Consider the following 12,810-nt stretch of genomic DNA (forward strand, 5'->3'; position numbering starts at 1 on the left):
TCATGTTCACGCATTCCATCCGTTGGCGCTTGCAGATATGGCTGGGTATCCTGCTGGTGGGGCTGCTTGTGGCCTTCGGTGCGACGGCGTGGCAGCTTGAGAAGACGCAGCGGGTGCAGCGCTTGGACGATGAACTTGCGAAACGGGCCGTGGCGCTGGGCGTGAGCATTCGTCCTCCTGATCCGTCATCCATGGGCAATCGGATGTCGTCGGGGCCTGGTGGTTCGCAGCGGCGTTCGCCGCGGGATGAGGATGTGAGTTCCGGTGGGAACGGCGATGACTTTGGTCCCGGGCCTCCGCCGGAATTCCGCGATGGAGGGCCGGGAGGATCTTCCAAGCGCCGCCCTCCACCCGACGAAGGCGAGGGCAGTCCCTTTGACACATCCAAGGAATTCGACCGCGGCAGTTTCGAGCCGGGACCTCCATCAAGGTCGCGCACAAGGTCTGTCTCCTCGACGGCGAAGGCGATGTTTCCGGGCGAGGCGGGAGAGGGCTACTACTACGTCGTGTGGACCGGGCGGCAGGCGCGTGCCCAGAGTTCGGAGAATGCCCCTGTTGCCGTCCCGCTGCCGCAGCGAGAGGCGCGGGATACACAGACGCGTTTCCGCGACCGTGCTGGAATGCGGGAGGCCTTCCACTTCACCGAGATGGGTGAATGCGTCTTGGCAGGACGTCCGGTGGGGAAAGATCTCGCCGACATGAAGCCCTACGCCGCGCGGTTGTCGCTGATTGGCGTGGGGGTGCTCGTTGTCGGGCTTGGAGGAGGGTGGGTGCTGACCACGCGCTCGATCCGTCCGATCGAACAGATTTCTGGTGCGGCGAAGCGCATCTCCGAGGGCAAGCTTTCCGAGCGGATCCCGGTCGATCAACCGGGCAGTGAGCTGGGGCAACTCGCCGAAGTGCTGAATACGACTTTCGAACGCCTGGAGGATAGCTTCGCCCAGCAGAAGCGCTTCACCGCGGATGCCTCGCATGAGCTGAGGACGCCGCTGTCGGTGTTGATTGCCGAGACCCAGACGGTGCTGTCGCGCGAGCGTCCGGTGGAAGAATATCGTGAGGTGCTGGCTGGAAATCTCGATACCGCCCGGCAGATGAAGCGGCTGGCGGAGGCTCTGTTAGAGCTGGCCCGCCTCGACACGGGAGCAGAGCGGGAGCCCGGTCCTCCATTGGAAGTCGGAGGATTGGTGGACGACGTGATCGTCCGGCTCCAGTCATTGGCGAAGACTAGGAACGTCGACATCAAGCGGCAGGGTGAGGTCGCCCTGATCAGCGGTAGTCCGGACCGCCTCGCACTGGTGATTTCCAATCTGCTGGAAAATGCGATCCATCACGGGCGCGAGGGCGGAGCGGTGGCGGTGACGACTCGCCAGAATGAGAGCGAGGTTGTGATTGAGGTGGCCGATGATGGTCCGGGCATCCCGGAGGAGGACCTGCCCCATGTATTCGAGCGCTTCTACCGCGCGGACAAGTCACGCACGGGTTCGCAGGGCCGCTATGGGCTGGGTCTCGCGATTTGCCGGGGTCTGGTCGAGGCGGAGGGTGGAACGATCGGTGTTGAAAGCGAGATAGGGAAAGGGACGCGCTTCACCGTGAGACTGCCGGCGGCTCAGGCAGGCTGAGATCCCGCGTTGTCGAGGTCATCTGGCTGATGATGCTTCCGCAGCTTTCTGGCGCGCAGGAGGATGCCGTCGAACATGAGATAGACGACCGGTGTGGTGAAGAGCGTGAGCAATTGGCTGAGGGCGAGGCCACCGACGATCGCGTAGCCGAGCGGCTGACGGAGTTCCGAGCCATCGCCGTGGCCGAGGGCGAGCGGAATGCCGCCGATCATCGCGGCGAGGGTCGTCATGAGGATGGGCCGGAAGCGTTTGACGCAGGCGTCGAAGATGGCCTTCTCCGGTTCCACGCCATGGTCACGCTCGGCCTCGATGGCGAAGTCGATCATCATGATCGCGTTTTTCTTCACGATGCCGATGAGGAGCAGGATGCCGATGATGGCAATCACGCCGACATCATGGCCGAAGGCCCATAGGGTGAGCAGCGCACCGAGGCCGGCGGAGGGCAGGGTGGAGAGGATGGTCAGCGGATGGATGTAGCTCTCGTAGAGCATGCCGAGGATGATGTAGATCGCGACGATCGCTGCGGCGATCAGCAGCGGCTGCGACTTCAGCGAATCCTGGAAGGCCTGTGCGGTGCCTTGGAAGCTGCCGGTGACGGTGGCGGGAATGCCCATTTCCGCAGTGGCATTCTCCACAACGGTGACGGCGTCGCCGAGTGCCACGCCCGACGCGAGATTGAAGGAGATGGTGACCGAGGGGAACTTGCCGAGGTGATTCACCGTGAGCGGCTTGCTGGCTCCGGTGGAGAAAGTCACCAGGGACGAAAGCGGGACCTGTCCGCCGGTGAGCGGGGACTTGAGGAAAATCTTGTCGAAGGTGGATGTGTCTTTCTGAAGCTCCGGCGAGACTTCGATGATGACCTTGTATTGGCTGACCTGGGTGTAGAACTGCGTGATCTGGCGCTCGCCGAAGGAATTGTAGAGGGCGGAGTTAATGTCCTGGGCCGGGATGCCGAAACGGCTGGCTGCCTGGCGATCGATCTCCACGGTGAGGGCAGGGGCGGCGGACTCCTGGTCGGAGGTCACGTCGCGCAGTTGTGGGAGCTTCTTCATGGTCTCCATGATCTTCGGCGCCCACTCGTTCAGCTCATCCATGTCGGAATCCCGCAGGGTATACTGGAACTGGGTCTTGGAGGAGATGCCGCCGAGATTGAGGTCCTGCTGTGCCTGGAAGAAGACGGTGAGACCGGGGATGTTTGACGTGGCTTGGCGCAGCCGGTTCATAACCACGCTCACGGGGTCGCGCTGGTCGCGTTCCTTGAGAGTGATGAAAAACCGGGCGCTATTCATCGAGCCGCCACCGCGCCCGCCGGAGCCGAGGCGGTTCTGGAAGGCCAGCACGGCGGGATCTTTCTTGAGGATATCGCCGACCTGCTGCACTCGAGCAAACATGGCATCGTAAGAAATGTCAGGAGATGCCTCCGCAGTGGCATTCATCAGGCCGGTGTCCTGTTGGGGGAAGAAGCCCTTTGGCATTTTCATGGCAACGAAGCCGGTCAGTGCGACGGTGATTACCAGGGAGAAGAGCGTGATCTTCCGATGGCGGAGTACCGCGTGCAGCATTGCTTCGTAGGTGCGCTCCAAGCCGCCGAAGAATTTCTCCAGCCCTCGCTCCAGAAGGGCGCGGGGTCCCTTTCCGGTGGCGGGATTGAAGTGCCTCAGGAAGCGCGAGCAGAGCATCGGCACGAAGGTCAGCGAGACAAAGCAGGAGACCATCACGGCAGCGGTGACCGTTACCGCGAACTCGCGGAAGAGGCGGCCGACGATGCCGCCCATGAGCAGCACGGGAATGAAGACGGCAATGAGCGAGAAGGTGATGGAGAGAATGGTGAAGCCGACTTGCTTCGCGCCCTTGAGGGCGGCGTCCATCGGCTTCATGCCTTCCTCGATGTAGCGGTAGATGTTCTCCAGCATCACGATCGCGTCATCGATCACAAAGCCTACTGAGATGGTCAGGGCCATCAGCGAGAGATTGTTCAGGCTGAAGCCGAGGAGCTTCATGACCGCGAAGGTTGCGATGATGGACACGGGCACCACCGCGCTGGCGATCAGGGTGGCGCGGATATCCCGCAGGAAGGCGAAGACCACGACGGTGACGAGGATGACCGTAAGGACGAGGTGGAACTCTACCTCCGACACCGAGGCGCGGATGGTGCGGCTGCGATCGCTCAGGAGATCGATGCTCATGGCCGGCGGGATTGATGCGCGCAGCGAGGGCAGGAGATCGTTGATGCGTTTGATCGTCTCGATCACGTTGGCAGATGCTTCCTTGCGAATGACGAGGCCGACGCCGGGCCGGTTATTCACGAGGGCGGAGGAGCGAGCGGTCTCCGGTCCATCGACGGCGCGGCCGACATCGCGGACGCGGATGGGAGCGCCCTTGCGATAGGCGAGGATGAGGTCGTTGTAGGGCTCCGCCTTCAGGAGCTGGTCATTTGCGTAGATGGAGAAGCTTTGGCGCGGACCATTGATCGTGCCTTTGGGAGAATTGATGGTGGCGGAAGCGATCACGCCGCGGACGTCGTCGAGGCTGAGGCCGACAGCGGCGAGCTTGGCGGGATCGACCTGAACACGAACTGCGGGCTTTTGCTCACCCATCACATCGACCTGAGCCACGCCGCTGAGCTGGGAAATCTGCTGGGCCACCACGTTCGCGGCGTAGTCGCTCACTTCGGTCAGCGGCAGCACATCCGAGATGAGGCTGAGCATCAGGATGGGTGAGTCCGCGGGATTGACCTTCCGGAAATTGGGCGGGCTGGGAAGGTTGGTGGGAAGCTGGCCGGCGGCGGCGCTAATGGCCGCCTGGACCTCCTGCGCGGCGGCGTCGATGTTCTTGGTGAGATCGAACTGAATCGTGATCTGAACGTTGCCCAAGCCGCTGGCAGACGTCATCTGGGTGACGCCGGGGATCAGGGCGAGCTGGTTTTCCAACGGCGTGGCCACCGAGGATGCCATGGTTTCCGGACTTCCTCCGGGCAGGTTCGCGGAGACCTGGATGGTGGGGAACTCCACCTGCGGCAGTGGGGCGACCGGCAGCAGTGGGAAGCACACGAGACCCACCAGCAGGATGCCGATGGTCAGAAGCGTGGTCGCGATGGGGCGACGGATGAAGGGTTCGGAAATGCTCATGATTCCGACTTGTTGGTGGTGACCGCGGCACCGGGCTTTAGCTTGGTCTGGCCTTCTCGCACCACGCGGTCGCCGACTTGAAGGCCGTCCTCGATCACCGTGAGTCCGTCCAGGGTGACGCCGGTCTTCGTCTGGCGCGCCTCCACGGTATTATCATCTTTCACCAGATAGACGAAGGGGCCCTTGAGTCCCGGCTGCACGGCTTCCGCGGGCACGACCAAGGCGTCCTTCTTCGTCTCGACCAGCACGCGTGCATTGACGTATTGGCCGGGCCAGAGGGTGTAGTCTTTATTCGGGAAGGAAGCCTTGAGCTTCAGGGTGCCGGTGGTGTTGTCGATCTGGTTGTCCACCAGCTTGAGCTGACCTTCATCAAGCAGGGTGTCATCCTCATCCTCAGCTTGGACGGAGAGTTCCGCGGCACCGGGTTTCATGTGCGGCCGAAGGTCGGAGAGGTGGCGCTGGGGCAGGGTGAAGATGACCGAGATGGGCTGCATCTCGGTAAGCACGACCAAGCCTTCCGCCTGGCTGGCGGTGACGACGTTGCCGGCATCGACCATGCGCACGCCGGTGCGGCCGGAGATGGGGGCGCGGACGGTGGTGAAATCGAGATCCAGTTGGGCGGCATCGATGGCTGCCTGGTCGGCTTTCACCTGGGCTTCCAACTGAGTCGCGGAGGCTTCCGCCTGATCGACCACTTGCCGGCTGATCGCGTTCTCTTTCACGAGGGTCTCAGCCCGGGTGAGGATGGTTTTGGCATTGGCGAGCTGCGCTTCATCCTGGGCCTTTTTTGCCTTCGCTTGGGCCAGCACGGATTCGAACGGCCGAGGATCGATCCGGGCGAGCACGTCGCCTTCCTTGACGATCGCTCCCTCGGTGAAGTTGATGCTTTCCAAGGTGCCGCCGACCCGGGGACGGACGGTCACGGTATTGGCCGCCTGGACATTGCCGATGCCTTCGAGCCAGATCGGGATGTCCTTCTTCACGACCTTCGCGACGGTCACCGGCACGGGCCGTGAGGCACCACCGGAGGAGCCGCGGCTCTGGCTGTCCGCGGCGGTATTCATCCGCTGGCGCGCGAAATAGGCGCCGGTGAGAACCAGCAGGAAGATCAGGAACCAAACGACTTTCTTCATCGGCGGGGGAATCACTACCACGGGAAGAGGCAGAGAGTATGTCGAACGCCGGTTTTTATTGTCGCGAATTGTCGCAAGGCCCCAGGTCGCGACACAATTTGCGACACTTTTTTGCACGCCCTCGGGGCCGGAAACGGCGATGCTAGCTGCAATAAGGAATGGAACCGCTTCCGCACATCGCCGTGGTGGACGATCACGGGGAGATCCGAGAGCTGCTGGTGCGCTATCTGGGCCAGCACGGCTACCGGGTGAGCGCGGCTGCCAGCGCGGCGGAATTCCGGGGAATGATGGCTCGCGGGGAGGTGCCGGATTTGGCGGTGCTGGATATCATGATGCCGGGAGAGGATGGGCTGTCGCTGTGCCGTCACCTGCGGTCGGGGTCCACGCTGCCGGTGATTTTTCTAACAGCGATGGCGGAGGATACGGACCGGATTGTGGGTCTGGAGTTGGGTGCGGACGATTATCTCGTGAAGCCTTTCAATCCGCGTGAGCTGCTGGCTCGCATTCGTGCGGTGCTGCGCCGGACCGGGGGCGATCCCGCGGAAGGCGAGAAGCCGGTCGCGAAAGGGAGCAGCGTGCGCTTCGGCGACAAGGTCTTCGACATGACGCGCCATGAGGTCACGGGTCCTGATGGCGTGGCGGTGCCACTGAGCACCGCCGAGTATCGGCTGCTGTGCGTCTTTCTGGAGCATGCGGGCAAGGTGCTGAGCCGTGATGCGCTGCTGGATCTAACAAGCGGTCGCGAGGCGGAGGCATGGGACCGGAGCATCGACAACCAGGTCAGCCGCCTGCGCCGGAAGATCGAGGAGGATCCGAAGAATCCCGTCCTCATCAAGACCTTCTGGGGCGATGGCTACTGCTTCACCGGGGAGGTGACACCGGCATGAAACGCCTGTGGATGAAAAGTCTCACGGGGCAGTGGATCGCGCTGCTGCTGCTGTCGCTGGTGTTCTCGCAGCTGGTGTTCCTCGCGATCTATCGGGATGAGCAATTGCGCACGGTCTCGCTGCTGAGGCGGGATGAATTCGTATCGCGCTCAGGCTCGGTGGCGAGGCTGCTGGACGCGGCGGGGCCGGATCTACACGACGACATTGTTAAGGCGGCGAGCACCAGTGCGGTGAGGTTCTGGCTGGCCGCTGGCCCCGAGTCCGACCCGCTGACGTGGCAAAAGCAGGCGCTGGAGCGCATGATGGAAGCGAGCCGTCCTCCACCGCCCGGAAGCTTGGAATTGCAGGGCGGGCTGAAGTGGGAGGCGCTGCCTGTGGACGAGTGGAGAGGTGGCTCGCCGGCGACCTTGTTGCACTTGGAGAAATGGAATGGCTTTGGTCTGACGACCCGGATTCACGACGGGGTTTGGCTGCACTCGGTCTATGCTAAGCCGGGGCCGGTGACGGGTCCTCCCGGATCGTATTATGTTTCGATGGGGATCACGGCCGCGGCGCTGTGTCTGGTAACCGCGCTGATCGCGAACCGGGTGGGGCGACCCCTGCGGCGTCTAACGGAAGCGGCGGAGAAGCTCGGGCGTGGCGAAGAGACCGAGCCGCTGCCGGAGGAGGGAGCGGATGATATTCGACGGACCGCGACGGCATTCAACCGCATGCAGTCCCGGATCAGGCGCTACGTGGAGGACCGCACCGGCATCATGGCCGCGATCAGCCACGACCTGCGCACGCCGATCACTTCGCTGCGCCTGCAAGCGGAGTTCGTGACCGATGATGAAACCCGCGACAAGCTGGTGTCCACGCTGGATGAGATGAAGGCGATCACCGAGGCGAGCCTGGCCTTTGCGCGCGAGGAAGCCTCGGCGGGTGTCACGCGGACGGTGGATTTGCACGCGTTGCTAGAGAGCCAGTGCGAGGATTTGCAATTGCTCGGCTGGAAAGTGGAGTTCAGCGGGGATGAGCCCTTGCCCTGGCGCTGTCGGCCGGACGCGCTGCGGCGGGCCGCGAGGAACGTCATCGAGAATGCCGTGCGCTATGGTGGTGTGGCGCGGGTCAGCACCAGGACCGCGGCGGGAATGCTGGAGATCCTGGTGGATGATGACGGTCCGGGAATTCCAGCACAAGACATGGAGCGGGTATTCACGCCCTTCGTGAGGTTGGAGGAATCGCGCAATCGCTCGACGGGAGGCACGGGACTCGGCCTACCGATCGCGCGGTCGATCCTGAGAAATCACGGCGGGGATTTGATCCTGGAGAACCGGCAAGGCGGTGGCTTGCGGGCAGTCATGCAATTGCCCGGCGCGTGAGCCGCGCCAAACCATTGAAATCCAGCCGTGTTGAATTTTGTTTATCAAACCATAAATCATTGGTGCACGCGTGATCTTGTTGAGGAAGGGGGAAATCCAATAGAACTCCGTTACTCAGATCGCCTGATATTTTCAAATTTCCAGTCGCCGGCTCGCCGGTTTCGCGGCACCCACCGCAAACATACAGAAACGTCCCACGGTCCCATCCCAAAGGAGTCCCGCCTTTCGGACCGTCCACCCCCCATCTGGTTTGCGGCAGTGTCATCTGCCTTAACCCGGATTCACCCTTACAACTAGCCATGCAACCCCGGATCCCCCTCCGTGCGGCCGCCTTGTGCGCCGTATCTGTCCTGTTGTCCTGCCTGTCCAATGCCTCCGCCCAAGTCGAGTGCTGGGCTCCTGGCATGACCGCTCCGGTGACTCTCTCCGAGAGTACCCGCAACCGCGCCGTTTCCTTCACCAAGCCCTACCGCTACGACGTCTTCGGCGTCGCCGGCCGGTTGATCCTGGGAAACAAGGCGGTGAATACCAGCGTGGTGGACAATGAGTTTCACCTGAAGCTGCTCGGCCTCATCGGCACCGGCAGTGCGGTCGATTCGACCGCCTACGTCCGCCTGCAGACCGGATTGACCCAGTTCTATCCGATCGATCTCACGGTGAAAGGCCGCTTTCCCGGAGTCCAAGTCGGACCGATCCAGCAGTATGGGCAGTCGTGGACGCTCTGCGACCCGAAGAACCCGCGCGATGTGAATTTCACCTTTCACCTCGTCGGTTCAGGCCTGCTCGGCAGCGTGCTCGCCCCGGCGTACTACAATCTCAATCCCAGCGGCTACTTCTACGTCCTCGGCGAGTATCACGCCACGCCGCCGGTGATGACGGGGGATATTTCAGTGGCCTCGAATTCGATCCTCTACGGAGCCTCGGTACCCATCACGTACCGTATCAATCGCGCGGAACTGCCTCCCGTCTATCGGCCGCCGTTCCTGGGCCTTGATCTGGGAGATGCGAATCTCACCATTCTCGGCACGCCGCCGTCCTCCTCCGGGAGCAACACCAGCGGCGGTGTCATTGATCTGCCGGACTACCATGCTCCCGACCTTGTCAGTGTGACTGTCGATCTCAGCGGCAGCCAGGGAAACGGTTGGCTCAAAATCCGCCGCACTCCATGAAAATCCCCCCCTCGCTGTTCGCCGTCCTCGGTCTGCTTGCCAGCGCCCCCACCCGAGGTGAGGAACCGCGCCCCAGCGGCAGGGGGCCGGAAGTCCTCCCCCCCGGACTCCAGCCCCCTGCCAGCGACGTGACCAATGACGAAGCCTTTCGCGCCAAGCGTGCCGCCAGCGGTGCCACGATGCTCAAGCCGGTGCCGCGCCAGGCGAAGAGCTACAGCATCGAAGAGCTGTCCATCTTCATCAGCCACGGCGAGACCCATGTGATCCTGCCGAAAGGTTCGGTGATCTTTTGCCCCGATGAGCTTGCGAACCGCGTGTCTAACAAGGTGTCTGGCAAGCCGGTGACTTGGAACGAATTCCTCGTCGCGAACCGCAATTGGATTTCCACCCACGAGGTCACGCTCGCCCAAGTCCGCGGCGAGGCCCCGCTTTCCGAAGAGGATCGCAAGGCTTTCACCACCTCAGGCCGCATGGTGATCGCCACCCTGCGCGGCAACCCGATCACTGTTCTCCCTGTCCCTCCACCCGACATCCAGCCATGAAACTCCTCCCAGCCCTTGCGCTCATTGCTGCCACCGTCCTGCCTTCCGCAGGCAAGGACTTCGTCCGCCAGATCCAACTGATCCAAGGCCAGACGGTCGTCTATGACATGCCGGTTTCCGGACTCAACGGCCAGATCCTCTCCAAGCCGCTCGAAGGCGACGGGGCGATCATGCAACTCTACGCCTACGAGGACGAGACCTACGATCCCTTCAGCTTGCTCGATCTCAGTGCCGGCTCTCTCGCCCACGTCAATGTCTCGCTCGACTCGCATCTGGTGGATGTCAATCTGCTTGGCATTCACCTCGATGTGATCCTCGGCGGTTCCGGCGACTACCAGCCGCTGCCGAAGTTGGTCGACGAAGTCACCATCGGGACGTATTTGCCGACCGCCACGCTGACCCTTCGCTCGGAAGATACCTATAACCCGCCGCGAACCCGCGCCGACAAGCCGTTTTCGATGAAACTGGGCATCCGCAAGCTCACGGAGCCGGGCGATCCACTCGGTGGCGTCAGCAAGGTGAAGCTGACGCGCGATTTCAAATTCTATCACCCGGATCTGTTTGTGCCGTATCCGAATGGCGCCGGCCAAGGCAGCTACGACGAGGCATTCGAGTTCACGAAGAACGGCGACTTTGCCGATCCGGAGATCTATCAGATGCTGCCTGCCGCGAGCCCGACCAAGGCCTGCGGGGAAGAGACCTTCACCGCCAAGGTGCCGCTCGGTGGCAACGGACGCGAAGCTGCCATCGCCACCTCGACGATCCAGATATGGCCGGTGTGTGACGCGACGATCGAGAACCTGGAAGCCGGGAAGCGTTACACCGGCATCCCTCCGCAAGCGCGGGTGGTGTGCAATGACCTCTACCCGGACAGCCTCACGTATGCACAGATCTACAAGGGCCAGCCTTCGCTGGGCACGACGGGCCGCATCATCGGGTCGTCGGTGGTTTCATTCAACACCTACTCGCCGCAAGACGCCGTGGTTCCGCTGACCGTGAGCGAAAGCGACATCAAGGAGGATGGCACCTACACCGTCGAAGTGCTGACCGTGACTCCTTTCGACCAGCGCAAGCCGGAGCGGATCGCTTACGTGACCTTCGATATCGATCGCACGATCAAGGTGAACGCCTCGCTGGCCACGGCCGAGGAGAAGTGACGTGTCAGTCAGGAGATCAGGCGTTTTGCCAGCCGGTAGGCTTCGGCATCCCGCTTGTCCGATGCCTCGGCGAACAGTGATTTCACCCGCTGTTCGCCGCGATGGCAGATGAAGCGCGCGGTCTGGAGCGAGGCGTCATCGCCCAAGGCGTGCGCCCTTGCGGCGGAGACGGTCATGGCAAGCAACTCCGAACCGGCATCGACCAGCCGGCCTAACAAGAGCTGGCGTCGTTCGAGCTTCGGGCCGTTGAGCGCCATGGCGTGGAAAAGGGTGCGGGCGAGCTTGCGACTGAGTGATGCGGTCTTGGCCAAGCCGCGGCGCAACTGTGGATCGAGATTCGAAGGAATGCCGCGTGAGAGGGGAAGCCAGCGCTTTGGATACCAGCCGGCGTAGAACATGCCCGCGCGGAGGCCCGTCTTCGCGCGTTCGGACAGAGGCTTCCGGGTGTCGAGAGCTGCGGCACCACGGCGCAGGTGGGGATCGAGTGCTTCGCGCGCGATGAAGAGGTGCATGATTTCCGTGGAGCCTTCGAAGATGGTGTTGATGCGGCAGTCGCGCAGCAGCCGTTCTACTGGGTCCGGCTTCTCGCCGCGGGAGCGGAGAGAGTCGGCGGTCTCGTAGCCGCGGCCGCCCTTGATCTGCATGGTCGAGTCGGCACCACGCCAGCCTGCTTCGGTGCCCCAGAGCTTGGCGATGGCCGCTTCGAGGCGGATATCAGCCTTCTTGTCGGCATCGACCAAGGATGAGGTGTAAAGTACGAGGGATTCAGTAGCGAAGGCATCGGCCGCGAGGTTGGCGAGCTTGCCGGCGATGGACTCGTGCTTGCCGATCGCCTGGCCCCATTGTTCGCGTTCGCGGGACCAGGGCACGGTGATCTCTAGGCAGCGATCCAGTAGTCCGACGCAGGCGGCGGGCAAGGTGAGGCGGCCGGTATTGAGCGTGGTCAGTGCGACCTTGAGGCCCTTGCCTTCGCCGAGGACCACGTTTTCGCGCGGCACCTTCACGCCGGTGAAGCGGATCACGCCATTGTAGAGGGCCTTGAGCCCCATGAAGCGGCAGCGGGTGATGATGTCCACTCCGGGCCATGTCATCTCGACAATGAAAGCGGTGATGGCGTTTGGCTTGTCCGGCAAGGGGGTGCGGGCCATCACGATGAGGTGCTTGGCCTTGAGGCCATTGGTGCACCAGAGTTTCTCACCATCGAGAATCCAGTGACTGCCATCGTCGGAAAGCCGTGCCGAGGTCTTCATCCGGGCGGGATCCGAGCCGACGTCGATTTCGGTTAGAGCGAAGGCAGAGACGGAGCCTGCGGCGCATTGGGGGAGATACTTTCTCTTTTGCTCTGCCGTTCCGAAGGCGAGGAGCGGTTGCGGGATGCCGATGGATTGATGGGCCGAAAGGAGGGCGGTGAGATTGCCACAGTGGCCGCCCAGGAGCATCGCGGCACGTGAGTAGTTCGTCTGCGACAGGCCGAGGCCGCCATAGTCGCGGGGGATCTTGATGCCGAAGGCCCCGAGCTTGGCGAGGCCATCGAAGACGGCATCGGGGATCTCGCCCTCGCGGTCGATCGCATCGGGATCGGTGTGGTCACGGAGGAATGCGGCGAGCTTTTCGAGGAAGGCATCGCCTTCGCTCCGGTCGGCAGCGGATTGCTGAGGGAAGGGGAAGATGAGCGAGAAGTCCGGCGAACCATCGAAGATCGAGGCTGCGAAGCCAGACAGTTCGCGAGTGTCGCGAGACGACTCGGCGAGTTCCAAGGCCGCCCGCTGACCGGCGGACATCTTGCTCGTATCAATCAGGGTGTCGTGCATGGC

General features: G+C 62.7%; 9 protein-coding genes. 6 read left to right on the forward strand and 3 right to left on the reverse strand.

The window, feature by feature from the left end; translation table 11 throughout:
* The first annotated feature begins 2 nt into the window (after nt 1-2).
* Nucleotides 3-1,619: a sensor histidine kinase gene (locus WKV53_RS06400; RefSeq protein WP_341403531.1), complete on the forward strand. Its 1,617-nt coding sequence runs from the start codon at nt 3-5 to the stop codon at nt 1,617-1,619.
* On the opposite strand, the gene WKV53_RS06405 is transcribed toward WKV53_RS06400, so the two are convergent.
* Together WKV53_RS06405 and WKV53_RS06410 are read right to left on the reverse strand one after the other, a co-directional pair.
* Entirely contained in the window at nt 1,607-4,747 is a 3,141-nt protein-coding gene (locus tag WKV53_RS06405) for an efflux RND transporter permease subunit (protein ID WP_341403532.1), read from the reverse strand. The two genes, WKV53_RS06400 and WKV53_RS06405, sit on opposite strands and share 13 nt — an antisense overlap.
* Complete coding sequence (locus WKV53_RS06410; RefSeq protein WP_341403533.1) at nt 4,744-5,880, reverse strand: efflux RND transporter periplasmic adaptor subunit; 1,137 nt, start codon at nt 5,878-5,880, stop codon at nt 4,744-4,746. Before WKV53_RS06410 ends, WKV53_RS06405 begins: the two co-directional genes overlap by 4 nt.
* Before the next feature lie 158 nt (nt 5,881-6,038).
* On the opposite strand from WKV53_RS06410, the gene WKV53_RS06415 reads away from it, so the two are divergent.
* The 5 genes from WKV53_RS06415 (at nt 6,039) to WKV53_RS06435 (ending at nt 10,996) form a co-directional block, all read left to right on the forward strand.
* Nucleotides 6,039-6,767: a response regulator gene (locus tag WKV53_RS06415; RefSeq protein ID WP_341403534.1), complete on the forward strand. Its 729-nt coding sequence runs from the start codon at nt 6,039-6,041 to the stop codon at nt 6,765-6,767.
* Nucleotides 6,764-8,128, forward strand: a complete 1,365-nt coding sequence (locus WKV53_RS06420; RefSeq protein WP_341403535.1) for an ATP-binding protein — start codon at nt 6,764-6,766, stop codon at nt 8,126-8,128. The genes WKV53_RS06415 and WKV53_RS06420 overlap by 4 nt, the downstream gene beginning before the upstream one ends.
* A 299-nt stretch (nt 8,129-8,427) precedes the next feature.
* Nucleotides 8,428-9,297, forward strand: a complete 870-nt coding sequence (locus WKV53_RS06425; RefSeq protein ID WP_341403536.1) for a hypothetical protein — start codon at nt 8,428-8,430, stop codon at nt 9,295-9,297.
* Nucleotides 9,294-9,839, forward strand: coding sequence for a hypothetical protein (locus tag WKV53_RS06430; RefSeq protein WP_341403537.1), 546 nt, complete (start codon nt 9,294-9,296; stop codon nt 9,837-9,839). The genes WKV53_RS06425 and WKV53_RS06430 overlap by 4 nt, the downstream gene beginning before the upstream one ends.
* On the forward strand, nt 9,836-10,996 hold the full coding sequence (locus WKV53_RS06435; RefSeq protein WP_341403538.1) for a hypothetical protein: 1,161 nt from the start codon (nt 9,836-9,838) through the stop codon (nt 10,994-10,996). Before WKV53_RS06430 ends, WKV53_RS06435 begins: the two co-directional genes overlap by 4 nt.
* Nucleotides 10,997-11,004: 8 nt before the next feature.
* On the opposite strand, the gene WKV53_RS06440 is transcribed toward WKV53_RS06435, so the two are convergent.
* Nucleotides 11,005-12,807 carry an acyl-CoA dehydrogenase family protein gene (locus WKV53_RS06440; protein WP_341403539.1) on the reverse strand — a complete coding sequence of 601 codons (1,803 nt, stop codon included), beginning with the start codon at nt 12,805-12,807 and terminating at the stop codon, nt 11,005-11,007.
* Nucleotides 12,808-12,810 lie beyond the last annotated feature (3 nt).

The organism is Luteolibacter sp. Y139, assembly GCF_038066715.1.
GTDB lineage: Bacteria > Verrucomicrobiota > Verrucomicrobiia > Verrucomicrobiales > Akkermansiaceae > Haloferula > Haloferula soli.

Coding starts and splice junctions, on each gene's coding strand:
- WKV53_RS06400 (WP_341403531.1), top strand. CDS start 3: ATGTTCACGCATTCCATCCGTTGGCGCTTGCAGATATGGCTGGGTATC.
- WKV53_RS06405 (WP_341403532.1), bottom strand. CDS start 4,747: ATGAGCATTTCCGAACCCTTCATCCGTCGCCCCATCGCGACCACGCTT.
- WKV53_RS06410 (WP_341403533.1), bottom strand. CDS start 5,880: ATGAAGAAAGTCGTTTGGTTCCTGATCTTCCTGCTGGTTCTCACCGGC.
- WKV53_RS06415 (WP_341403534.1), top strand. CDS start 6,039: ATGGAACCGCTTCCGCACATCGCCGTGGTGGACGATCACGGGGAGATC.
- WKV53_RS06420 (WP_341403535.1), top strand. CDS start 6,764: ATGAAACGCCTGTGGATGAAAAGTCTCACGGGGCAGTGGATCGCGCTG.
- WKV53_RS06425 (WP_341403536.1), top strand. CDS start 8,428: ATGCAACCCCGGATCCCCCTCCGTGCGGCCGCCTTGTGCGCCGTATCT.
- WKV53_RS06430 (WP_341403537.1), top strand. CDS start 9,294: ATGAAAATCCCCCCCTCGCTGTTCGCCGTCCTCGGTCTGCTTGCCAGC.
- WKV53_RS06435 (WP_341403538.1), top strand. CDS start 9,836: ATGAAACTCCTCCCAGCCCTTGCGCTCATTGCTGCCACCGTCCTGCCT.
- WKV53_RS06440 (WP_341403539.1), bottom strand. CDS start 12,807: ATGCACGACACCCTGATTGATACGAGCAAGATGTCCGCCGGTCAGCGG.